The sequence below is a fragment of the Plantactinospora endophytica genome (genome assembly GCF_016862915.1).
Lineage (GTDB): Bacteria > Actinomycetota > Actinomycetes > Mycobacteriales > Micromonosporaceae > Plantactinospora > Plantactinospora endophytica.
The window spans coordinates 107161-130429 of record NZ_BONW01000005.1 but is presented as its reverse complement, the minus strand read 5'-3'; the positions used below and the strand labels follow the sequence as shown (position 1 = coordinate 130429).

19 protein-coding genes and 2 pseudogenes are annotated in these 23269 nt (G+C 72.3%); 10 read left to right on the top strand and 11 right to left on the bottom strand.

Annotation, left to right across the window (positions count from 1 at the left end; all coding sequences use genetic code 11):
* The first annotated feature begins 155 nt into the window (after positions 1 to 155).
* The 4 genes from Pen02_RS07995 to Pen02_RS07980 all read left to right on the top strand — a co-directional run bounded on the left by Pen02_RS07995 (position 156) and on the right by Pen02_RS07980 (position 5884).
* Positions 156 to 3512, top strand: a complete 3357-nt coding sequence (locus Pen02_RS07995; RefSeq protein WP_203865296.1) for a S8 family serine peptidase — start codon at positions 156 to 158, stop codon at positions 3510 to 3512.
* Between the two features lie 50 nt (positions 3513 to 3562).
* The gene (locus Pen02_RS07990) at positions 3563 to 3970 is read left to right on the top strand and encodes an HflX-like GTP-binding protein (RefSeq protein ID WP_203865295.1); all 408 of its coding nucleotides are present in this window, start codon (positions 3563 to 3565) and stop codon (positions 3968 to 3970) included.
* Between the two features lie 109 nt (positions 3971 to 4079).
* A complete protein-coding gene (locus Pen02_RS07985) occupies positions 4080 to 5225 on the top strand; it encodes a sensor histidine kinase (RefSeq protein ID WP_203865294.1) in 1146 nt (381 codons plus the stop codon).
* Positions 5222 to 5884: a response regulator transcription factor gene (locus tag Pen02_RS07980; RefSeq protein WP_203865293.1), complete on the top strand. Its 663-nt coding sequence runs from the start codon at positions 5222 to 5224 to the stop codon at positions 5882 to 5884. Before Pen02_RS07985 ends, Pen02_RS07980 begins: the two co-directional genes overlap by 4 nt.
* A gap of 177 nt (positions 5885 to 6061) precedes the next feature.
* On the opposite strand, the gene Pen02_RS07975 is transcribed toward Pen02_RS07980, so the two are convergent.
* A complete protein-coding gene (locus Pen02_RS07975; protein WP_203865292.1) occupies positions 6062 to 6436 on the bottom strand; it encodes a DUF6223 family protein in 375 nt (124 codons plus the stop codon).
* 262 nt (positions 6437 to 6698) lie between these two features.
* Here Pen02_RS07975 and Pen02_RS07970 point away from each other — a divergent pair, with 262 nt between their 5' ends.
* The 3 genes from Pen02_RS07970 (at position 6699) to Pen02_RS07960 (ending at position 8240) form a co-directional block, all read left to right on the top strand.
* Positions 6699 to 7121, top strand: coding sequence for an NUDIX hydrolase (locus Pen02_RS07970; RefSeq protein WP_372445591.1), 423 nt, complete (start codon positions 6699 to 6701; stop codon positions 7119 to 7121).
* Between the two features lie 123 nt (positions 7122 to 7244).
* A complete protein-coding gene (locus Pen02_RS07965) occupies positions 7245 to 7391 on the top strand; it encodes a VOC family protein (protein ID WP_203865290.1) in 147 nt (48 codons plus the stop codon).
* 39 nt (positions 7392 to 7430) lie between these two features.
* Complete coding sequence (locus Pen02_RS07960) at positions 7431 to 8240, top strand: hypothetical protein (RefSeq protein WP_203865289.1); 810 nt, start codon at positions 7431 to 7433, stop codon at positions 8238 to 8240.
* Positions 8241 to 8303: 63 nt separating this feature from the next.
* Here the strand turns inward: Pen02_RS07960 and Pen02_RS07955 are convergent, their stop codons facing one another.
* Together Pen02_RS07955 and Pen02_RS07950 are read right to left on the bottom strand one after the other, a co-directional pair.
* Complete coding sequence (locus Pen02_RS07955) at positions 8304 to 8885, bottom strand: DUF2752 domain-containing protein (protein ID WP_203865481.1); 582 nt, start codon at positions 8883 to 8885, stop codon at positions 8304 to 8306.
* A gap of 232 nt (positions 8886 to 9117) precedes the next feature.
* Positions 9118 to 10347: a winged helix-turn-helix domain-containing protein gene (locus Pen02_RS07950; RefSeq protein WP_203865288.1), complete on the bottom strand. Its 1230-nt coding sequence runs from the start codon at positions 10345 to 10347 to the stop codon at positions 9118 to 9120.
* Positions 10348 to 10439: 92 nt separating this feature from the next.
* Between Pen02_RS07950 and Pen02_RS41610 the strand changes: the two are divergent.
* Positions 10440 to 10880, top strand: a pseudogene (locus Pen02_RS41610) (GNAT family N-acetyltransferase); the annotation flags it as partial.
* 9 nt (positions 10881 to 10889) lie between these two features.
* Here the strand turns inward: Pen02_RS41610 and Pen02_RS07940 are convergent.
* A complete protein-coding gene (locus tag Pen02_RS07940) occupies positions 10890 to 12194 on the bottom strand; it encodes a glycosyltransferase 87 family protein (RefSeq protein ID WP_239140235.1) in 1305 nt (434 codons plus the stop codon).
* 35 nt (positions 12195 to 12229) lie between these two features.
* On the opposite strand from Pen02_RS07940, the pseudogene Pen02_RS07935 reads away from it, so the two are divergent.
* Positions 12230 to 12796: pseudogene (locus tag Pen02_RS07935) on the top strand (GNAT family N-acetyltransferase); the annotation flags it as partial.
* Positions 12797 to 13013: 217 nt separating this feature from the next.
* Here the strand turns inward: Pen02_RS07935 and Pen02_RS07930 are convergent.
* The 4 genes from Pen02_RS07930 to Pen02_RS07915 all read right to left on the bottom strand — a co-directional run bounded on the left by Pen02_RS07930 (position 13014) and on the right by Pen02_RS07915 (position 17686).
* Positions 13014 to 13934, bottom strand: coding sequence for a carbohydrate ABC transporter permease (locus Pen02_RS07930; RefSeq protein ID WP_203865285.1), 921 nt, complete (start codon positions 13932 to 13934; stop codon positions 13014 to 13016).
* A gap of 2 nt (positions 13935 to 13936) precedes the next feature.
* A complete protein-coding gene (locus Pen02_RS07925) occupies positions 13937 to 15157 on the bottom strand; it encodes a carbohydrate ABC transporter permease (protein ID WP_203865284.1) in 1221 nt (406 codons plus the stop codon).
* Between the two features lie 99 nt (positions 15158 to 15256).
* Positions 15257 to 16501, bottom strand: a complete 1245-nt coding sequence (locus Pen02_RS07920; protein ID WP_203865283.1) for a sugar ABC transporter substrate-binding protein — start codon at positions 16499 to 16501, stop codon at positions 15257 to 15259.
* A gap of 99 nt (positions 16502 to 16600) precedes the next feature.
* Complete coding sequence (locus Pen02_RS07915) at positions 16601 to 17686, bottom strand: substrate-binding domain-containing protein (protein WP_239140226.1); 1086 nt, start codon at positions 17684 to 17686, stop codon at positions 16601 to 16603.
* Positions 17687 to 17841: 155 nt separating this feature from the next.
* On the opposite strand from Pen02_RS07915, the gene Pen02_RS07910 reads away from it, so the two are divergent.
* Positions 17842 to 19902: a glycogen debranching N-terminal domain-containing protein gene (locus Pen02_RS07910; RefSeq protein ID WP_203865281.1), complete on the top strand. Its 2061-nt coding sequence runs from the start codon at positions 17842 to 17844 to the stop codon at positions 19900 to 19902.
* A 198-nt stretch (positions 19903 to 20100) separates the two neighbouring features.
* Here Pen02_RS07910 and Pen02_RS07905 read toward each other — a convergent pair whose 3' ends face one another.
* The 3 genes from Pen02_RS07905 to Pen02_RS07895 form a co-directional block, all read right to left on the bottom strand.
* Positions 20101 to 20703, bottom strand: coding sequence for a class I SAM-dependent methyltransferase (locus Pen02_RS07905; RefSeq protein ID WP_203865280.1), 603 nt, complete (start codon positions 20701 to 20703; stop codon positions 20101 to 20103).
* A gap of 166 nt (positions 20704 to 20869) precedes the next feature.
* Complete coding sequence (gene dapB, locus Pen02_RS07900; protein ID WP_372445590.1) at positions 20870 to 21607, bottom strand: 4-hydroxy-tetrahydrodipicolinate reductase; 738 nt, start codon at positions 21605 to 21607, stop codon at positions 20870 to 20872.
* 183 nt (positions 21608 to 21790) lie between these two features.
* Positions 21791 to 23167 carry a M16 family metallopeptidase gene (locus Pen02_RS07895; protein ID WP_203865278.1) on the bottom strand — a complete coding sequence of 459 codons (1377 nt, stop codon included), beginning with the start codon at positions 23165 to 23167 and terminating at the stop codon, positions 21791 to 21793.
* Between the last annotated feature and the right edge of the window lie 102 nt (positions 23168 to 23269).

Sequence of the window (23269 nt, the reverse complement as noted above, 5' to 3'; positions counted from 1 at the left end):
CTCCGATTCCGCCGGGACCCACCCGTCCATCTTGGACGGTTCTGTCGACCGGCGATCATCTCAATCTATGGACGTCTATGTTGCCGTGTCTTCGGCGATGTGTTTCGGTCGACGTGGGAAGTGCCGGTATGACCGGTATCCAGGGGAGGCACACCATGGGTCCACTTAAAAGGCTTACGCGGGGAGTAACGAGTCTCGCCCTGCTGCTCGCGTTCGCCGTACCGGGGGCGCCGGTCGGCTCCGCCGCGATGGCCGGACCGCCGGGCCTCGGCGTACCGACCATTCCCATGGGTACGCCGGGGGCCGATCGGTCGGCTGGTACGGGTGCTCGGACGGTCAGTCTGGTCACCGGGGACCGGGTGAGCGTCAGCACCGACTTCAAGGCGAGCGTGGAGCCGGGACCCGGCCGGACCGGCATCGAGTTCCTGACCCGCCGGGTCGGCGACCGGCTGCACGTGATCCCGACCGACGCCCTCGCCCTGGTCCGCAGCGGGCGACTTGACGAACGGTTATTCGACGTCACCGCCCTGCTGGAGTTCGGCTACGACCGGCGCGGTGACCTGCCGCTGCTGGTGACGTACACCGGTGCCGACGCCCGGGTGCAGGGACAGCGCGCGCTGGTCGGCGCCGGCGCCCGACTGGTCCGCGAACTGCCGTCGGTCGCCGGTCAGGCCGTCGTGGTGGACCGGGCCGGGCTGACCGGCTTCTGGACCGACCTGACCGGGGCGGACCCGAGCCGGCGCACCATCGCCGCGACCGTCCGGACCGTCTGGCTCGACGGCCTGCGCCGGCCCGCCCTGGCCGAGAGCGTGCCGCAGGTCGGCGCCCCGACCGCCTGGGCCGCCGGCTTCGACGGCAGCGGGGTGACCGTCGCGGTGCTGGACACCGGGATCGACGAGACCCATCCCGATCTTGCCGGTCGGATGACCGGGCAGCGCAACTTCACCGACGGCGCCGAGGACGACCGGGACACCGCCGGCCACGGCACGCACGTAGCCTCCACAGTGGCCGGTACCGGAGCTAATCGGTTCAAGGGTGTCGCCCCCGGCGCCCGGCTGTTGGACGGCAAGGTCTGCGCGGCCGGCGGCTGTGCCGAGTCGGCGATCATCGCCGGCATGCAGTGGGCGGCCGAGTCCGGGGCGCGGGTGGTCAATATGAGCCTGACCGGCCTGGACACTCCGGTGGTGGACCCGATCGAGCAGGCGCTCGGCCAGTTGACCGACGCACACGACACGCTCTTCGTGGTCGCCGCCGGCAACATCCCCGGCGCCGGTACCGTCGGCTCGCCGGCCACCGCCGATGCGGCCCTCGCGGTCGGCGCGGTCAGCAAGTCCGACGGCCTCGCCGGCTTCTCCAGCCAGGGGCCTCGGGTCGGCGACGGCGCCATCAAGCCCGACCTGACCGCGCCCGGCCTGGACATCGTCGCCGCCCGGAGCATCGACTCCGGGCCGGACGTGCCGGTGGGCGCCGGGATCAGCATGTCCGGCACCTCGATGGCCACCCCGCACGTCGCCGGGGCCGCCGCGATCCTCGCGCAGCGCCGGCCGGAGCTGCCGCCGGCCAACCTGAAGGCCGCGCTGATGGCCGCCGCCCGGCCGAACCCGGAACTCAGCGTCTTCGCCCAGGGCGCCGGCCGGCTCGACGTCGCGCGGGCGCTCGACCAGCAGGTCACCGCCGACCCGCCGAGCCTGAGCTTCGGCCGGCAGTCCTGGCCGCACGACGACGACGCGCCCGTCCGGCGCACGGTCCGCTACCACAACGCCGGCACCGCGCCGGTGACGCTGCAACTGGGGGTACGCGCCGTCGCGCCGGACGGTACCGCTGTGCCGGCCGGGATGTTCGCCGTCGCACCGACCAGTGTCACCGTGCCGGCCGGCGGTACCGCCGAGGCGACCGTCACCGCCGACACGGCCGGCGAGACGGGCCCGTTGGGGCAGCTCACCGGCCAGCTCACCGCGACCGTGAATGGTGGTGGCGCCGTGCCGACCCCGCTGGCGGTCGACCGTGAGGTGGAAAGCTACGACGTCAAGGTGTCCCACCTCGGCCAGGCCGGCGAGCCGACCACCGGCTACCTGACCATGCTGGCCGGGCTGGACAGCGCCCGGGCGATCTCGATGCCGACCACCGGCGACGGCATCGCCACCCTGCGGGTGCCGAAGGGCCGCTACTCGGCGCTGACCGCCATCACCAGCCCGGCCGACGGCACCTATCTGACCAGCGTCCTCGCCCAGCCGGAACTTGACGTCAGCGGCGACCGGAGTCTCGTCCTCGACGCCCGGCTCGGTCGACCGCTCTCGGTGACCGTGCCGAACAGCGGCGCCCGACAGGTCTTCGCCGAACTGGCCACCAGCGTGCTGGCGCACGGCCGTACCGTCGAGGTGGGCACCCTCGGCGGCACCTTCGACCGGCTGCGCGTCGGCCGGGTCGGGCCGGACCAGGCCGCCGCCGGGTTCGTCTCCCGCACCACCGCCACCTTCGCACCGGCCGCCGCCACCGACTCCTCGTACGCGTACCTGCTGTGCTGGCTGGACGAGGGGCGGGTGGGCAGCGGGTTCACCCGGCAGGTGACCGCCGCCGACCTGGCGACGGTACGGGCCGACCACGGACACGAGTCGTCCAACAGCAGCGGCCGGAAACTGGCCTGGGCGGTACTGCCCGAGTCGGTGATGGGCGGCTTCGCACACGCGATGACGTTCCCGCTGCCGTCGACCCGGACCGAGTACTACAACACCGACGGGCGGGCCCAGTGGTTCCGGTCGGTGGACGAGACCACCGGCACCGGGGCGGAGCAGGCGTACCTGACCAGCCTGGTCGCGCCACCGATGACGTACCGGCCGGGGCAGTCATACCAGGAGCAGTGGAGTCGCGGGGTGTTCGGGCCGACGGTCGCGGCACCGCCGTACGAGCACCAGTGGGTGACCCGGCTCGGCGACACCCTCACCGTCCAGGCCCCGCTCTACGGCGACGGCGTCGGCCGGGCCGGCTTCTCGTCGATCGCCACCGGGCAGATCACCCTGGAGCGGGACGGCAAGGTGCTGGCCGAGCTGGACGGCCTGCACGGGACGGTGGAGGTGCCGCCGGAGACCGGCGACTACCGGCTGACGATGACGGCGGAGCGGGGCGGGCCGGCGACGCTCTCCACCCGGGTCAGCGTGACCTGGACCTTCCGCTCGGGGCACGTCGAGGGAGACGCACCGGTCCGGCTGCCGGTGTCGACGGTGCGCTTCTCGCCCCGCGTCGACAACGACAACAGCACACCGGCGGGGCAGACCGGGACGATCCCGGTGACCGTCACCGCCCAGCCCGAATCGGGGGCCGGCGCCAACGAGAACCTGGTGGTGGAGGTGTCGTACGACGACGGGGTCACCTGGGCACCGGCGGAGGTGACGGCGGGACAGGCGGTGCTACGTCATCCGGCCGAGCCGGGGTACGTGTCACTGCGGGCGAGTGCCACGGACACCGCCGGGAACACGGTGACCCAGACCGTGATCCGGGCGTACAAGATCGGTTAGCGCGCCGGAAGTCTCTGGCCCCGGGTCGGGATGGGGGCGATCCTGTCAACGTGAAGCAGTACCGGAACCTCGGCGACCCGCTCGACGGCGCCGACGTCGTACTCGTCGGTCTGTTCTCGGCCAACGAGAAGCAGTACGAGGTCCGGCTCGACGAGCTTGCCGCGCTGGCCGAAGCCCGTGGTAGCCGGGTGGTGGGCCGGTACGTTCAGCGCCGGGGCGCCTCCGACCGGTGGAAGGAACGGCCTGGCGGAGCGGCCCGGATGTCCGAGCCCTTCTCCCGCCGTACGCTGCTGACACGCGGCAAGGTCCGCGAGATCGCCGAGGCGTGCCGGGAAGCGGACATCGACGCCGCGATCTTCGTGAACACGCTGACCCACGTCCAGCGGACCGTCCTGGCCAATCTCCTCGGTTGTCTCGTATTCAGCGCCGACGACCTAGCCGACGGCGGGACCGGGTAGCCCCAGGCCGCCGACGGGGATTCGTCAAGAGCCGGTGGGCCGGAGGCGACCCAGCGGTCCGGCTTCTGCCTCCTTTTCCTGTCCGATCGCCGGGGTTACGCTTCGGCACATGCCGAGGTGGCGCTGGCACGGCTGGGCGGCGAACACCGCTCTGGTGCTGACGGTCGCCCTCGTCGCTCTCGTCGGCCTGCTGGTGCAGTCGGACGGCGTCGACACCACCGCCGAGTCGCTGGCGCTGCTGGCCGTACTGGCATCGTCTGCCGCCCTGTACCTCCGCCGACGCTATCCGGTGGCGGTCGGTGCCGTGGCGCTGGCGGCCGTCGCCGCGTACGGGGCGCTGCTGCACCGGCCCGGGCCGATCATGCTGGTCTTCGTCGTGGCGCTCTACACCGTCGTCGACGAGGGACACCTCGCGGTCGCGATCGGGCTCGGTCTCGCCTCGGTGCTCGCCTTCGCCCTCGCGGACGGCTTCGACCCGGCCGACAACACCGCGAACGGGGCAACCCTGCTGCACGCCGGTTGGCTCGTCGCGGTGATCGTCGGGGTGACCCGCAACCGCCGGGCCTACCTGGCCGAGGTCCAGGCACGGGTGCTCGCGGCCGAGCAGGGCAAGGAAGAGGAAGCCCGGCACCGGGCCACCGAGGAGCGGCTGCGCATCGCCCGCGAGCTGCACGACCTGGTCGGTCACCACCTCTCGCTGATCAACGTGCAGGCCAGTGCCGCACTGCACCGCCCGGATCCCGAACGGTCCGCGCAGGCGCTCACCGCGATCAAGCAGGCGAGCAAGGAGATGCTCGGCGAACTGCGGACCACCCTGGGCGTACTGCGGCAGGAGGGCGAGGCGGTGAGCATTCCGGCGCCCGGCCTGGACCGGCTCGGCGAGTTGGTCGCCACGGCCGGGCGGTCCGGGTTGGAGATCCGCATCGAGCTGACCGAGACCCGGCCGCTGCCGCCGGAGGTCGACCTGGCGGCGTACCGGATCGTCCAGGAGGCGCTCACCAACGTGACCCGGCACGCGGCGGCGACCGCCGTGCTGGTTCGGGTCCGGCCGGACGGCGACGACCTGCTGGTGGAGGTCGAGGACGACGGTTCCGGGGCGGCGGGCCCGCCCGGTAACGGGATCGTGGGCATGGACGAGCGGGCCCGGGCGCTCGGCGGTTCGCTGACCACAGGCTCGGGCCCGGACGGCGGATTTCGGGTACGCGCCCGGCTGCCGCTGCGCCCCGAGCCGGTACCGACAGGACTGTCGACGTGATCCGGGTGCTGCTCGCCGACGACCAGACGCTGGTACGCGCCGGGTTCCGGTCCATTCTGGAGGGTGAGGACGGCATCGAGGTGGTCGGCGAGGCCGCCGACGGTGCCGAGGCGGTACGGCTGGCTCGCCGGCTGCGGCCGGACGTCGTCCTGATGGACATCCGGATGCCGGGGCTGGACGGCCTGGCCGCCACCCGCGAGATCGCCACCGGCCCCGAGACCCGCGTGATCATCCTGACCACGTTCGACCTGGACGAGTACGTCTACGCCGCGCTGCGGGCCGGCGCGAGCGGCTTCCTGGTCAAGGACACCGAGCCGGCGGAGCTGATCCACGGGCTGCGGGTGGTGGCCCGGGGTGACGCGCTGATCGCCCCGTCGATCACCCGCCGGCTGATCTCCGAGTTCGCCCGCCGGGCCACGCACCCGGACCCGGGGCCGTGGATCCGCGCGCTCACCGAACGGGAGCGCGAGGTGATGGCCCTGGTCGCCGCCGGCCTGTCCAACGACGAGATCGCCGCCCGGCTGGTGCTGAGCCCCGCCACCGCGAAGACGCACGTCAGCCGGATCATGACCAAGACCCAGGTCCGGGACCGGGCCCAGTTGGTGATCCTCGCGTACGAGTCCGGTCTGACCGTCCCCGGCTGGCTCACCCGCTCCTGACCACGATCCGACGACTCCCCACTCGCCGGTGGTGGGGTGAAGGCGGGGGTGCCGCACCCCGGGCGCGAGCACGGTACGGATCACCTCGACGGATGCGCCCCCGCTGCCGCACCCGTCGAAAGGCAGCCTGACCTGGACCGGTCGGACGCTGCGGCGAGGTCGGACGGAACAGCGAGGTCAGACGGTACGGCGGGAGCGGCGCAGGGCCAGTCCACCGAGGACGACGGCGACCAGTCCCACCACCAGGGCCACGTAGGCGCCGCCCCGCCCGTTGCCGGTGCCGATGCCGCTGTCCGAGGTGGCCACCACGACGCCGCCGAGCGTCATGCCGACCAGCCCTGCCACCAGGGCCACGGCGGCGCCGAGTCGCCCGTTGCCGATGCCGAGCCGACTGGCGGGACGGGCCAGGGCCAGCCCGCCGACGATCACGCCGGCCAACCCGAGCAGCCCGCCGATGCTGGCCCCGAGTCGCCCGGCGCTCATCGTGGTGACACTCGCGGCGATCGGCTGGGCCGCGACGTGTGCTTCGGCAAGCAGATGACGGAGGTACATCGAGGTTCCCTTCGTTGACGAAACGAGTACGTGCCGGAGCGTATGTACCTGCCTGGTCACCGGTCGTCATGCCGGAGTTGCCGGTCGGCCTACCACCCGGGTTGTGTGCACTCGCCGCCGCGTACCACCGCAGTTGTCCCTCTCCACCCCGAACTGGGTGCCCTGTCGGACGGGTTGCAACACACTGCGTTACGGTAGAATGTCGCCCGTGTATCCGTCGGGAGCCAGCGAAGCGGATCGGGTCGTTCCACATCCGCGCAAGATCGTCGTGGACAAGGCGCTCTGCTACGTCGTACGCGAGGGGCGGTTGCTCGTCTTCCGCCACGTCGACTACAGCTACGAAGAGGTGGGCATCCAGGTGCCGGCCGGTACCGTACGCGACGGTGAGGACCCGGCGGACGCGGCCCTGCGCGAGGCCCGGGAAGAGACCGGGCTGACCGGCTTCCGCCTCGTACGCAAGCTCGGCGAGGTCGAGTACGACGGCACCCCGCTCCGGTACGAGATCCAGCGTCGCCACGTCTTCCATCTGGAACTTTCCGGGCCCGCACCCGAGCGGTGGCCGAGCCAGGAAGACCACGACGGCCAGCAGGAACCCACCCGCTTCGAGTGCTTCTGGATACCGCTGACGGCCGCACACGTGCTCCAGGCCGGCCAGGGAGCCCTGCTGGGACGGCTGTTCGACTGATCTTGCGCTCGGCATGGTGACCACCGGCCGGGATGACGGATCGACGGACGAGGAGAGTGGGCCGAGCACGATCCCGCCCGTACGGCGTCGACGGTCTACCTCTACGTCTCCGACGCCGACGCGTTGCACGTCGAATGGGCCGGGTCCGGGGTCGAGGGACGGCTGGGCGAGGTCCGCGACACCCCGTACGGACTGCGCGAGTTCGCCTTCGTCGACCCGGACGGCACCCTGCACCGGGTCGGCTCCCCGAGTCGCGCCGGACAGTCGTAGCCTGCCGGGGCTGTTGGCGCCACGTCCTACGATCGGGCGGTGACGGCGGTACGGAACGTCCTGCTGCCGGCCGGCCTGGTGCTGATGAGTACGCCCGGCGGGATGATCTTCCTGGTCTGGGGTGCCTGGCGCCAACACCGGCAACTCCGTTCGCTCCAGTCGCCGACCTGCGACCAGCTCAACCGGAGCGAGTCCCTGCCCAGTGCGGTGGCCGTTACCGGACGGACCGCCTCCGTCGACCGGGACCTGCTGCGTGCACCCCGCTCCGAAACGGAGTGCGTCTGGTACCAGATCGAGTACGCCCGCCGCCCCTACAACGACGAGCGTGTCGAGCGGTGGGTGGACTTCCACCCCGGCGCCGAACTCGTTCCGGTCACCGACGGCACCGGCACGGTGTTCCTCACGCCCTGGCTCGCCCGGACAACGTTGGAAGGGTCGGCCATCGCCACGATGCCGGCCAGCGGGCGGGACGGTGACGTCGACTGGCAGGAGGTGACGATCCGGCCGGACCTGCCGGTCACCGCGATCGGCAGGCCGAAGTACGCGGCGGCAGTCGGTCCACTCACGACGGTGATCGTCGAGAAGGGGCCCTGGCGCCTTCCGGACAGCAGCTTTCCGATGGGTAGCCACCACCGGCCTTCGGGGTCACAGGACGGCGTCGTGCTGGACGCGGGCGGACGTTCCCCGTACGGGGTGGTGAGGCTGCCGCTGGAGCAGGTCCGGGAAAGCCGCGCCCGATCGCTCAGGTGGACCAGCAGGCTGCTGCTCGTGCTGCCCGCGCTCGGCATCGCACTGATCCTGCTCACCTGGGCGGTGGAGTGGCTGAGCCGCAACACGCCCCTCTTCTGATCCGCGTCAGCGGGGCGACTCCGAGGACCGCCGTCGGGTTCAGGCGGTCTGCCGCTGGGGCACTCAGACGTAGAACGCGTCGAAGGGTGCCCAGGGCAGGTTGCGGAGCACCGAGAAGACGCCCCAGGCGGCGAGGAAGATGCCGATCGTCTTCGGGGTGATCTCCAACTGCGGCAGTCGCCAGCCGAACATCTGCCGCCCGGCCCAGGCGACGTAGAGGTAGAGCAGGAACGGCAGGGCGAAGACGAAGAGTATGTGGTGCCGGGCCGCCGCCGGCAGGTCGCCGTGCAGGACGTACCAGAAGGCGCGGGTGCCGCCGCAGCCCGGGCAGTCGAGCCCGGTGGTCAGCTTGAGGATGCAGGACGGTGCCGCGTCGGGCGCGCTCCGGGTCGGATCGAAGTAGAGGGTGTAGCCGACCGCGCCGGCGATGCAGCCGAGCGCCGCGACCGGGGCGAGCCAGCGGGGCGCCCGGGCCTGGAACCGGTTCACCCACCGGGTCAGCCGGTCGGGCTCGGGATACTGGTAGGGCGGCACCGGATAGCCGGGATAGGGCGCCGCATCCCCGGCCGGCCAGCCACCGACGGCGTCCACCGAGGTCGGGGCGGCACCAGCCACCGAGGTCGGGGCAGTACCCGCCGCCGTCATCGGAGCGGAGTCGGCCACCGAGGTCGAGGCAGTGTCGGCCACCGAGGTCGAAACGGTGTCGATCGGCGTCGGATCGGGTCCGCCGGACCGGTTCTCGTCAACGCTCGTCATTCCGCCCTCACCCGTCACCGGTCTCGTCCGCCACGGCCAGGTCGTCGGCGCCGCACGGCAGCGGTCGCCACCGCTCGTGATCCGTGGCCCAGCCGCTCCGGCGGACGCCGGCCGGCTCGTCTCACCGTACCGCGAGCATGCCGGCGAGGGCGGCAGCGAGCGGCCCGGCGAGGTCTCCGCCGACGGGGGCCGCCACCGCGCCCAGGCCGAGCCAGCCGGCCAGCCGGTGCAGCTCGGCGGCGAGCGCCCCGGCCGTCTCGACCGGATCGGTGCCGGGTTCGGCCCAGGCGGCCGGGACCAGCAGCACGCCCGCCTTGCGGTCCGCCTTCAGGTCGACCCGGGCGACGAACCGGTCACCGAGCAGGAACGGCAGCACGTAGTAGCCGTGCACCCGCTGCGGCGCCGGCACGTAGATCTCGATCCGGTAGGTGAACCCGAAGAGCCGTTCGGTGCGGGACCGTTCCCAGATCAGCGGGTCGAAGGGGCTGACCAGGGTGCTGGCCCTGATCCACCGGGGCAGCCTGGCCGCCCGGTGCAGATACGCCGGCAGCCGCCAGCCCTGCACCGTCACCGGGCGCAGCTCACCCGCCTCGACCAGCTCGGCGATGGCGGTGCGGGCGGCGGCGACCGGCAGCCGGAAGTAGTCCCGCAAGTCCGGCTCGGCCGCCACGCCGAGCGCCCGCGCGGAGACCTCGACCAGTCGCCGGTACGCCTCCGGCGGCTCCGGGGTCGGCACCGCCAGCACCTCCGGCGGCAGCACCCGTTCGGGCACGTCGTAGACCCGGGCAAAGGAGGTGTTCCGGGAGCCTGCGGTCAGCTCGCCGGCCCAGAACAGGTATTCGCAGGCGCGCTTGACCGCCGACCAGTTCCAGCCCCAGTTGCCGGTCTCCCGGGGCGCGTCGTGTTCGATCTCGGCGGCGGTCATCGGCCCGCCGTCGCGTACCTCGTCGAGGACCCGGGCGACCAGCTCCGGCTGCTCGACGGCGATCCGGCGCATCCCACCCCAGGCGTCGGTCTGCGCGGCGGCCATCCGCCAGCGCAGCGCGGGTTGCAGGTCGACCCGGACCAGCGACGCCTCGTGTCCCCAGTATTCGAAGAGGTCGCGGGGGCGCCGGTAGGCGGCCCGGTCCAGCAGGTCGGTCGGATAGGGGCCGAGCCGGCTGTAGAGCGGCAGGTAGTGAGCTCGTTGCAGGACGTTTACCGAGTCCATCTGGAGCAGGCCGAGCCGATCGACCACCCGCCGCAGGTGTCGACGGGTGGGCACGGCACCGGGCGCCGGATCGGCGAAACCCTGGGCGGCAAGCGCGATCCGGCGGGCCTGGGACAGCGACAGAGATTCGGGTACGGCCATCGCTCGCGACCCTAGCCGACGGGTCCGACACGACGTGCTGGACCTGGCTAGCAAAACTGGACCTGACCAGCAAAAGCGGATAAAACCGACCGATGCGAGCTATCAGTCCCGAACTACCCGACGACGCCCTGGCCATCGCCGAGGTGCACGTCCGGACCTGGCAGGCGGGGTACGCCGAGATCATGCCGGCCGAAGTGCTCGCCCGGCTGAACGTCGCCGCCTGGGCACAGCGCCGCCGGGACCTCGGCACCGCCGATCCCGACCACCCGTTCCGGACCCTGGTGGCCCGCACCGACGACGAGCGGGTGCTCGGCTTCAGCACCGTCGGGCCGTACCGGGTCGACCAGGACCCGGACCACCTCGACCACCGGTACGGCGAGATCCTCGGCATCTTCGTCCGGCCCGAGCACTGGGGCGCCGGGGTGGGCCGGGAACTGCTGGCCGCCTCGGTCGCCGAGTTGGCCGGCTCCGGCCGTACCGAGCTGCGGCTCTGGATCCTCGCCGACAACTCCCGGGCCCGCCGGTTCTACGAACGGGCCGGACTAGTCCCGGACGGTGAGCGGTCGACCTACGAACTGCAACGGACGGGGGGACGGCCGCCGCTTGGGCTGGTCGAACTCCGCTACACCGCCCGGCTCGGCGAGCTGACCCGGCCGCCGGATCGGTAGCGCGAACAGCAGCGCGACGCTGATCCAGACGTAGAAGTTGCTGCCCAGGAAGCCGAGCAGGCCGTCGAAGCGGCGCTCCCAGATCCAGACCAGTCGACTGATCAGCACCAGGTACGCGAAGACCGCGAACCGCAGCAGCCAGCGTCGACGGCCGCTGCCGGCCGGCGCGGCGTACGCGTTGTCGACCAGCAGGATCAGCGCGGGGATCAGCCAGACCAGGTGGTGTACCCAGGTCACCGGGCTGACCAGGCTCTGCACCACACCGGTCAGCGCCAGCCCGGTCGCCTCGTCGCCGACCGCTGCCGAGGCCCGGGACCGCCAGATCCAGACCCCCACCGTCGCCGCCACCAGCACCGCCCAGAGCAGCGTGCTCGGATGGTCCGGGTCGAGCCGGGCCACCACGCCCTGCCACGACTGGTTCGAGATGAACGACAGCGACCCGACCCGGTCGGTGTCCCACAGCGCGCTGGTCCAGAACTCCCGGGACGCGTCCGGGGCGATCCCGGCGGCCAGCAGCGTCGCCGCCGCCGCGGTGCCGCTGGCCACCAGCGCCGCCCGCCAGCGGCCGGTGACCAGCAGGTAGACGATGAAGATGCCCGGGGTCAGTTTGATCGCGGTGGCCAGCCCGACGCCCACCCCGGCGAAGCGCCGGTAGCGCTCCGGCAGCCGCCGCCCGAACGGGGTCACCGGGGCGACCAGCCAGAGCAGGTCGGCGCCGACCAGGAAGAGCAGCAGCATGTTGACCTGGCCGAAGTTGACCGTCTCACGCATCGGCTCGAAGGCCGCCGCCAGGCAGAGCGCTACGGCGAGGGTGAACCACCGGGTCCAGCCCGTCCGGCGGGCGATCGGGTCGACCAGCCACCAGATCAGCAACCCGCTGGCCAGCGCGGTCAGGGTGACGCTGATCACCATCGCGACGGGCCAGTTCAGGTACGCCATCGGCAGCATCACCAGCGCGGCGAACGGCGGGTAGGTGAAGCCGTACTTGCTGTCCGGCTTGAGCCAGTCGTAGATCTCGCCGTCGGCGCGTACCCAGTGGTGCAGGGCGCCGTAGTAGACCCGCAGGTCGAAGAAGCCGTGCCGGGCCGCCGCCACGGAGAGGAACCCGGCGACCAGTACGGCCAGCGCGATCACGAATAGCACCTGGTACCGGGTACGCCAACCGGCACCCTGCGCCATTACCGCCCCCCTTGCCCTGCGTAGGCTTCCCACTCATGGCTCTCGGGTACGTCCGCCCGGCGCGTCCCTCGGACGCCGGCGAGATCGCACGCATCCAGCTCGCGACCTGGCGGGTCGCCTACCGGCGGATGCTGCCCAAGCACGTGCTCGACAACCTGGACGAGGAGTGGCTCGCTCGCCGGTGGAGTGCGGCGGTCGAGGCGCCACCCTCCGAACGGCACCGCGTCCTGGTCGCGGTCGAGCAGGCCGAACAATCGTATCTGGTGGGATTTGCCGCATCCGGTCCCCCCGACGAGCAGGCACTGGCTCCGGAGGAGCCGGCGGAGGCGCTCGGCGACGGCGTGGTCGCGGTGACGGACCTGCTGGTCGAGCCGAGGTGGGGGCGGCGCGGGCACGGCAGCCGGCTGCTCGCCGCCAGCGTCGACCTGTGGCGCACCGACGGCTTCGACACGGCGGTGGCCTGGGCCTTCGATGCCGACGCCGCGACCCGGAAGTTCCTCGGCGGCGCCGGCTGGGAGCCGGACGGGGCGGCTCGGGCCCTGGACGTCGACGACCTGCTCGTCCCGCAACTCCGGCTGCACGTCTCGCTCGCCGCCGAGCCCGACGAAGACGCTGCGGCCGCGCCCGACGGCAACGCCTCGGCCGCGCCCGGCGAGGACACTCCGGCCGCGCCCGGGCCGGGCACCACGGCCGAGCAGCCGGAACAGGGCTGACCGGAGCAGGAGGACGCTCCGGCCGCGCCCGGGCCGGGCACCGCCGCCGAACAGCCGGAGCAGGGCTGACCGGACCAGCCGGAGCAGGGCTGGACGGCGCTGCGGCTCAGCCCTTCTCCGCCCCCTCGTTCGCGCCGCGCACGAAGTAGCGCTGGAAGACCACGAAGAGGATCGCCACCGGGATGGTGGCCAGCAGTGCCGCGCCGAGCTTGAGCGGGTACTGGCTGCCCTTGCCGAGCGAGCCGCTGACCAGGTCGGCCAACCCGCGGGGCAGGGTGAACAGGCCGGGATCCTGCACCGCGACCAGGGTGTGCGGCAGCTCGTTCCAGGAGCCCTGGAACGACATGATGGTGACGGTGATCAGCGCCGGCCGGGCCATCGGCAGCACCACCGACCAGTACATCCGGAACGGGCCGACCCCGTCGATCCGGGCCGCCTCCTCGACGCTGGCCGGGATCGACTCGAAGAACTGCTTCATCACGAAGACCCCGGTCGCGTCGACCAGCACCGGCACGATCAGCGCCGCGTAGCTGTTGTAGAGGCCGAGCTGGTTGAGTACCAGGAACTTCGGGATCAGCAGCACCACCGGCGGTACCGCCATCATCGCCACGACCACCGCGAAGACCGTACGTCGGCCGGTGAACCGCAGCCGGGCCAGCGCGTACCCGGCCAGCGAGGCGAAGAAGACCCGGCCGAGCGTGACGACGACGGTGACCAGGGTCGAGTTGCCCAGCCAGAGCGGGAAGTCGGTACCTTCGAAGATCCGCTGCACGCTGCTCAGGTCCAGCACCGTCGGTATCGGCGAGAGCGGGTTCGCCGCCGCGTCCGGCTCGGTCTTGAAGGCGTTGCCGAGTTGGATGACGAACGGGTAGAGGAAGACCAGCGCGAAGAAGACCAGCACGGCGTACCCGGCGAAGGTGACCGCCGGGTTGCCGCCCCGCCGACGTCGCCGCTGCGGCGTACGCGGCTCCTCGTCGCGGGGCGGGCGGACGGTCGGCCCCGAGCCGGGCTGGGTGAGTACGGCCATCGTCAGGACCTCCGTCCGGTCTCGGCGGCACGCGAACGCCCAGCCTCGGCAGCACCCGACCGCCCGACCTCGGCGGTACCCGGACCCCCGGCCCGGTCAGCCCGCGAGCGGGCCCGACGGCGCGGGCGTGGGCCGGAGTCGCGTTCCCGGAGCAGCCAGCGCTGGCCGAGGGTGAGCAGGATGATGATCAGGAACAGCAGGAAGGAGATCGCCGCCCCGGTGCCGTACTCGAAGTCCCGGAACGCCGTCCGGTAGGAGAGGTACGCCGGGGTGAGCGTGGTCTTCGCCGGATCGCCCTGGCTCATCACGTAGATCTGGTCGAAGACCTGCCAGCTACCGATCACGCCCAGCACCAGCACCAGGAACAGGGTCGGCCGCAGCATCGGCAGGGTGACGAAACGCAGCCGCTGCCACCGGGTCGCCCCGTCCAGTTCGCTGGCCTCCTCCAACGTCTCCGGTACCTGCTGCAACGCGGCCAGGAACATCAGCATGAAGGTGCCGGAGGTGGTCCAGACCACCAGCACGATGATCGAGCACATCGCCACGCTCGGGCCGGAGAGCCAGTCCCACCAGGCCATCCCGAAGGGTCCACCGGAGGTGAGTGCGGCCGGCGGCTCGTCCACGCCGACCGCGCCGAGCAGGATGTGCAGTACGCCCCGGCTGTCCGCGAACCACTGCGGGCCGTCGAAGCCGAACATCGCCAGCAGCCGGTTGACCGCACCGGAGTTGGCGAAGATGAAGAGGAAGACGACGCTGATCGCCACCGAGCTGGTGACCGACGGGAAGTAGAACGCGGCCCGGAAGAAGCCCCGGCCGCGCAGCATCCGGTTGTTCACCACCAGTGCGAGGAAGAGCGCCAGCGCGGTCTGCACCGGCACCACGATCCCGACGTAGTAGATGTTGTTCCGGATCGAGGTCATGAAGTTCTGCCGGGCCAGGCCGTCCCGGGTGAACAGGTCGGTGTAGTTGTCCAGCCCGACCAGCGGCACCCGGGAGGTGAACGGGCTGCCCTGGCCGTTCCAGTCGGTCAGGCTCACCCAGAGCGCCATCAGGATCGGCAGCAGCATGAACAGCCCGAGGATCACCACCACCGGCGCGACGAAGAGCCAGCCGGCGGGCGCCTCGTCGCCGCGGATCCCGCGCCGCCGTCGGGTGCGCCGGGGTGCCGGGGCGGGCGCGGCCGGGCGGGCGCCGTCCGGTCCGGCCAGTACGTCGGTCGCCATGGTCCTTTCCTTCACATCCTGGTCAGGGGCAGGGGCGGGGTCGGCGGGGCTGGCCCCGGTCCGGTACGGGGGCGACCGGAGCCGGGGCCAGCGGTCCGTTCAGCCGCCGAGCGCGGCCTGGGTGTTCTTCTGTACGCGCTCCAGCAGCGCCTTCGGGTCGCCCCGGTCCAGCCCCTGGATGCCGGTGTCGAAGTCGGCCAGCACGCTGTCCATCTTCGGCGCGTTCACCGGCCCCTGGGCGTACTCGGCGCCGTCGATGAACGCCTTGTCGGCCGGGAACGCCTGGGTGTACTGGTCCCGGGCGGCCTGCCGGGACGGCATCACGCCGAACGCCTTGGCGAAGCTCATCTGCTGGTCCACCGAGATCATCGCCTCGACGAACTTGACCGCCTGCTCCTTGAACTTGCTCTTCGCCGCGATGCCCCAGCAGTTGGTGAAGGAGAGCGTGGCCTGACCCTTCGGCCCGGCCGGCAGCGGGTGCACGGTGTACTTCACGTTCGGGAAGTCGTTCTGCAACGCGCCCTTGATCCAGTTGCCCTCGATCGTCATCGCCGCCGAGCCCTTGCCGAACGCCTCGCCGGCCCAGCCCGCGTCGACCTGCTTGGGGTAGCGGGCCAGGCCCTCGGTGAGCAGGCTCTTGACGTACTGGAGGGCCTGGAGGTTCTCCGGGGTGTCGGCGGTGGCCTGCTTGCCGTCCTGGCTGGTGATCCAGCCGCCGTTCTGCTTCATGAAGGCGCCGACCCGGTCCCGGGTGTCGCCGATGACCAGCGGGGTGACGCCCTTCGCCTTGAGCTTGCGGGCGGTCGCGGTGAACTGGTCCCAGGTGGTCGGGATGTCCGCGTCGGTCAGCCCGGCCTTGCTCCACAGGTCGGTGTTGACCTGGAGGGCGAGCGTGGAGAAGTCCTTGGGGGCGCAGTAGAACTTGCCGTCCCGGGTGAACGCGGTACGCAGGCTCGGGTAGAAGTCCCCGGCGTCGGCGAGCTTGTCCGCGTACGGTTCGAGCGCGCCGACGCTGGCGTAGTCGGCGAACCGGCCGGCGTCGACGTAGAAGACGTCCGGCGGGGTGTCCCCGGCCAGCGCCTGGCCGAGCTGCTGGACGAGGTCCTGCGCCGGGGTGACCGTGGCGGTGTTCCCGGAGGCGCTGGCCCAGCTCGCGGCAGCCGCCTGCACCGCCTTGGTCTCGGCCTCGCCGGACGAGCCGATCAGGATCTGCAACGCGGCCGGCCCGCTGCTCTGGCTGGTCTCGGCGCCGTCGTCGAAGCCGCTGCCGCAGGCGGCGGAACTCAGCAGCGCCGTGGCGGCGATGCCCGCCACGGTCGCCCGGCGGAGGAATCGTCGTGCCATCTCACTCTCCTGGGTGGGGTTATCGGGGTGTACCGGTGGTGAGAACTTCCTGGTCTCTGGTCTGCCTGCGGCGGCTGCCGACGGGGCGAGCGGCGGGCGTCAGCCGCTCTGCCGCACCACCAGCGACGGCCGGAGCAGCACCTGCCCGGGTCCGCTGGACGCCGGGTCCGACCGGCGGTGACCGGCCGCGCCGCCCCGCCGGCTCCCGTCGAGTACGTCGGCGAGCAGGTCCACGCAGCAGGCCGCGGCCTGGGCCAGCGGCTGGCTGACACTGGTCAGCCCGATGGCCTGGGCCACCGGCGTGTCGTCGAAGCCGGTGACCGCGACCTCCGGCCGCTGCCCCGGTCCGGCCGGCCAGCCGCCGGGGGCGCCGACCGCCTGGAGCGCGCCGAGTGCCAGGGAGTCGCTGGCGCAGACGATCGCGGTCGGCGGCTCGGCCGAGGCGAGCAGGTCCCGGGCCGCCGCCTCGCCCTGGGCGAAGCCGTCCGGGGCGGCCCGGTCCAGGCCGGTCGGGTCGAGTCCGGCCGTCAGCAGGGTGTCGTGCCAGCCGGAGCGCCGGTCGTCGCCGACGCCGGAGCCGGCCGGCCAGCCGACGAAGCCGATCCGCCGGTGCCCGGTGTCGAGCAGTCGCCGGGTCGCCTGGGCCACCCCGTCGGCGCCGTTCACGTCGACCCACGGATGCCGGGCCGGCACCGCCGTACGTCCCTGCGGGGCGGTCTCCGCCGGGTTGTCCCAGGGCCGGCCGAAGGTCACGAACGGTACGTCCCGTTCGGTCAGCCAGGCGGTCCGGGCGTCTCCGTACTCGGTGCCGGTGAGCACGAACGCGTCCAGGTCGTACGCGCCGAGCAGACTGTCGTACGCGTCGATCTCGGCCCGGGGGTCGGGGGCGGTGTAGAGCATCACCCGGTAGCCGGCAGCCTCGGCGGCCTCGGTCAACCCGTGCAGGAACCGGTCCAGTACCGAGCCGTTGACCCCGTCCCGGGTCGGCTCGATCCGCACCGCGATCAGCCGGGACCTGCCCGTACGCATCTGCCGGGCGGCCTGGTTGGCCCGGTAGCCGAGCGCGCTGATCGCCTCCCGCACCCGTTCCCGGGTCTCCTCCCGGACCATGTGCGGGGCGTTCAGCACGTTGGAGACGGTCTGCCGACTGACCCGCGCCCGGCGGGCCACTGTCGCGATCGTCACTTTTTCCGCCATAGAATCCCTCGTCGCCCCTCTTGAACGATCCAAATGAAGTAGGGCAGTATTGGATCGTTCAAGTTGCTGGAATGTTTCGCACTTTGCACCCCGCGCGACGATCTGTCAAGGCACCGCGTACCACCCCGGATCAGGAGTTCCTTGTGGCCGACCGGCACCTCCAACCGCTGTTACACGATCTTGTCGGCGTCGTGCTGGCCCCGACCAGCGCGTTGACCGACGCGGACGGGCAACTCAGACCCGTCGGCGTGCAGGGCGTCTTCCACGCCGACGCCCGGGTGCTGCGGCAGGCCGAGTTCCGGATCGACGACCGGGAGCCGGAGGCGATCGGCAACAGCCCGGACGGTCCGCACGGGGCCCGGTTCGTCTCGCTGGCCCGCTGGCTCGGCGACGACGGCGCCGACCCGACCGTACGCGTCGACCGGGTCCGCCGGGTCGTCCCCCGTGGCCTGGTCGAGGAGATCCACGTCGTCTCCACCGCCGCCGAGCCGGTACGCGGCACCGCCACGCTCACCCTCGGCTGCGACCTCGCCCCGGTCGAGACGGTCAAGTCCGGCCTGCCGACCAGTCCGCTGGAGGCCAAGTTCGGCCAGCCCGGCCAGTTGAGCTGGACCGCCGAGGGGATCACCGTCACGGTCGGCGGCGAGGGTGCCGAGGCCGACCCGGAGACCGGCCGGCTCACCTGGCCGATCGAGTTGCCGCCGCGCGGCCGTACCGTGCTCCGCTGGCGGCTGGCGGTGGACGACCCCCGGGCGGTCGTGGTCACCCCGCCCCGCGAGCCCGCCTGGTCCCGGCCGGAGGTCTCGGCCGACGACCCCCGGCTGGTCCGGCTGCTCGACCGCTCCCTGGACGACCTGCGGGCACTCCGGCTCGCCGAGGCCGGCACACCGCACGAGGTCTTCCTCGGCGCCGGGGTGCCGTGGTTCCTCACCCTGTTCGGCCGGGACAGCATGTGGGCGGCCCGGATGCTGCTGCCGCTCGGCACCGAACTCGCCGCCAGCACGCTGCGGGTGCTCGCCCGGCGGCAGGGCGACAAGGTCGACGAGCGGTCCGGCGAGGAGCCCGGCAAGATCATGCACGAGCTGCGCCGGCACGAGTTCGTCGCGGTCGGCAACGGCCTGCGGCTGCCGGCCGCCTACTACGGCACCATCGACGCCACGCTGCTCTGGGTGAGCCTGCTGCACGACGCCTGGCGCTGGGGCCTGCCCGACGAGGAGATCGTCCCGCTGCTCCCCCACCTGGAGGCGGCGCTGGGCTGGCTCGCCGAACACGCCGACCCGGACGGCGACGGCTTCGTCGAGTACCTCGACCTCAGCGGGCAGGGGCTGGCCAACCAGGGCTGGAAGGACTCGCACGACTCCGTCCGGTTCCGCGACGGCAGCCTCGCCCGGCCGCCGATCGCCCTGGCCGAGGTGCAGGGCTACGCCCACCGGGCCGCCCTGGACGGCGCGGCCCTGCTCGACGCGTTCGACCGTCCGGGTGGCGAGCGCTGGCGGGCGTACGCGGCCGGGCTCGCCGAGCGGTTCCGGGCCAGGTTCTGGGTCGACGGCCCGCTCGGTGCCCACCCCGCACTGGCGCTGGACCGGGACAAGCGGCCGGTCGACTCGCTGACCAGCAACCTCGGGCACCTGCTCGGCACCGGCCTGCTCGACGAGGCCGAGTCGGCCCGGGTCGCCGGACTGCTCGCCGACGACACCCTGGCCGGCGGTTACGGCCTGCGCACGATGTCGACCAAGGACGCCGGATTCAGCCCGCTCTCCTACCACTGCGGGTCGATCTGGGCCCACGACACCGCGATCGCGATCGGCGGGCTGGCCGCGAGCGGCTATCCCGAGGCGGCTGCCCGGCTCGCCGACGGTCTGCTCGGCGCGGCGGAGGCGTTCGACTACCGGCTGCCCGAGCTGTTCAGCGGCGACGACCGGACGACGCTGGCCCGACCTATGCCGTACCCGGCCGCCTGCCGTCCGCAGGCGTGGTCGGCGGCGTCCGCCGTGGTACTGCTCCAGGCCGCCGTCGGCCTCTACCCCGACGTACCCGCCGGCCAGGTCCGGCTGCAACCCCTCGCCGGTACGCCGTTCGGCGCGGTCACCGCCCGTCGGCTCCGGATCGGCGGCACCCCGGTCGACGTCACCGTCGACCGCACCGGCCGCGCCAACATCGCCGGCCTACCGTCCGGGCTGGTCTCCACGCCGGAGCAGCGGTAGCTCCGGGCCGGGGCCGGGTGGTGCGCCTGGACGGGTGACGGTGCCGCCGACCGTCGAACTGGCCCGCCCACGCGCCCACCCGGCACTGACCGGTCACCCGGCGCGTCGACCCGAGCCGGCCACCTCCTGGTTGGTGGCGTTGACCAAGGTCGAGGACCGGATGCTGCCCCGAGCAACCGGTCGAACCGGTGGGACGGCTCAGCGCGTCGGCGTGGCGGTGACGCAGGTGAGCATCCGGCCCCGGCCGCGAACCTCGACCGTCCTGGTGGTGGCGAACCCCCGGGTGCGGAGCAGCCGCTCGGTCGCGCCGAGGTTCGCCGTCGGGTGCCCGGAGACGGGACGCTCGCCGAAGACGTAGAGCCGTCCTCCCGGGGCCAGCAGACTTCGCATCCGATCGATCTGCCGTGCCGCGGCACCCAGCCAGAACAGGTTGACGTTCACCGCGAAGATCTTGTCGAAGTACCCGTTCGGCAGGTCGGCCGACGCGAACTCGGCGCACCGGATCTCGGCCCTGCCCGAACCGATGTGCCGGGCGTTGCGTTCGGCCGCGAGCCGCGCCATCGTCGCCGCCCGGTCGATCGCGACGATCCGGCCGTCGACGAGCCGGTCGGCGACCAGGGAGACCGCCACTCCGCGCCCACAACCGATCTCCAACAGGCGGTCGTCGGCGGCCACCGCCATCGCCTGCACCGCCCAGCGCTGCCGGTAGCCGGCCCCCGGGACCTGGACCGACGCGTCCGGCGACGGGACGTGGTCGGCGACGACGAGACCCGGCTCGCGGGTCGGCAGCGTGCATATCACGGCGTCACCCGCCGGGCCGTTCTCTGCTCACACACCTGATCGAACCTCGCTCGACGGCCGGCTGCACCGTGCCCTCGGTCACCGACCGAGAGCGAGGACACAATTCCCGCTCGGACCCCGTTCGAACCCCCACCGGGCGGATCGGAGCGGTCGACGCGACGTGAACTCAGCCGAGCAGCGAGTCGATGCCGACGGTCAACCCGGGACGCTGCGGCACCGACCGCACGGCCAGCAGCACGCCGGGCATGAAGGACGCCCGGTCGTACGAGTCGTGCCGGATGGTCAACGTCTCACCGGTCGTACCGAACAGCACCTCCTGGTGCGCGACCAGGCCGGTGGCCCGGACCGCGTGCACGCGTACCCCGTCGATGTCCGCACCGCGCGCACCCGGCACCTCGTCCGTGGTGGCGTCCGGCACGGCGCCCCGGCCGGCCTCGGCCCGAGCCTGTGCGATCAGCCGGGCGGTGTGCGCGGCGGTGCCGCTGGGCGCGTCCACCTTCTTCGGATGGTGCTGCTCGACGATCTCCACGGACTCGAAGTACCGGGCGGCCTTGGCCGCGAACTGCATCATCAGCACCGCCCCGATGCCGAAGTTGGGCGCGATCACCACGCCCACCCCGGGCTTGTGGGACAGCCAGCCACGCACCCGGTCCAGCCGCTGCTCGGTGAAGCCGCTGGTGCCGACGACCACGTTGATGCCCTGCTCGATGCACCAGTGCAGGTTGTCCATCACCGCGTCCGGGGTGGTGAAGTCGACCACCACCTCGGCGCCCACGTCGGAGACGTTGAACAGCCAGTCGCCCTGGTCGACCATGGCCACCAGTTCGAGGTCCTCGGCGGCGTCCACCGCCCGGCACACCTCGATGCCCATCCGGCCACGAGCGCCCAGCACCCCGACCCGCAGAGACTCTCCCGGCGGTCGGCCAGACGGCTCGGCGGACGATCCAACCTGGGGTTCACGCACGTCGCTCACGCGGCACAACCTATCCCACCCGCCGGGGTACGTCCGCCGGGTGCCCCCCGTTCGGAACAGCCCACCCGAACGACTCAGCCGGCGGGGCAACGGCTCAGCCGACGGCGCAACGGCTCAGTCGGCGGCCTCGGGGAAGTCCTCGGTGCCGAACGGGCCCACCACGGCCAGCGACATCGGTCGGGACAGCAGGTCGGCGGCGAGCGTGTTCACCTCGTCCGCGCTGACCTGGTCGACCCGGGCCAGCAGTGCGTCGACCGGCAGCAGGTCGCCGAAGAGCAGTTCGCCCTTTGCCAGCCGGCTCATCCGGGACCCGGTGTCCTCCAGGTTGAGCACGTAGGAGCCCTTCGCCATGCCCTTGCCCCGGGCCAGCTCGGCGTCGGTGATGCCGTGCGCGGCGACCTCGGCCAGCTCGGCCCGGACCAGCTCCAGCACCTCGTCGACCTTGCCCGGAGCGCAGCCGGCGTAGACGGCGAAGAGGCCGGTGTCGGCGTACTGGCTGGAGTAGGAGTAGACCGAGTAGGCCAGGCCCCGCCGCTCGCGGATCTCCTGGAACAGCCGGCTCGACATGCCGCCGCCGAGCACGTTGTTGAGTACCCCGAGTGCGAACCGCCGCTCGTCGAGCCGGCCGATGCCGGGGCAGCCGAGCACCACGTGCGCCTGCTCGGTCTCCTTGTGCTCGACGACGCTGCCCGGCCGGTTGGTGCGTACCCGGGAATCGGCCGGGCGCAGCGGAGCCGGCGCGGCCGGCTCGCCGTCCAGCACGGTCCCGTGCAGCGCCTGCCGGACCAGCTTGACCACCTCGCCGTGTTCGAGGTTGCCGGCGGCGGCGATCACGATCGACGGTGCCGTGTAGCGGCGCCGGTAGAAGCTCTGGATCTGCCGGCGGGACATCGGGGAGATGGTCTCCTCGGTGCCGGAGATGAGCCGGCCCAGCGGATGGTCGCCGTAGATCGCCCGGGCCAGCAGGTCGTGCACCTCGTCACCGGGCTCGTCGTCGTGCATGGCGATCTCTTCGAGGATCACCCCGCGCTCGGTCTCCACGTCGGCGGCGGCCAGCACCGAGTCGGCGACCAGGTCGCACATCACGTCGATGGCCAGCGGCAGGTCCTGGTCGAGCACCCGCGCGTAGTAGCAGGTGTATTCCTTGGTGGTGAAGGCGTTCGTCTCGCCGCCCACCGCCTCGATCGCCGCCGAGATGTCCAGCGCGCTGCGCTTGCGGGTGCCCTTGAAGAGCAGGTGCTCCAGGAAGTGCGAGACACCGGACTGCGGCCCGGTCTCGTCCCGGGAACCGACGGCCACCCAGATGCCGAACGACACGCTACGCATCGTCGGGATCGCCTCGGTGAGCACGCGCAGCCCGCTGGGCAGCACAGTACGGCGTACGGTGCCGCCGAGCGGGTCGCTGTCCACCACCCGGGTCACCGCCCGGGCCGCCGGATCGGTGGCATCGGCTCCGGCACCGGAACCCGACGTTCGTTTCGCCCGACTCAAGGAACCTGGCTCCTAGCTCGATGCCGACGGCGCGGCGGACGCCGCCCGTGCCACGGTGCGGCCGGCGTACCCGACTCGGCGGGCCGCCGATGCCGCGCGCGC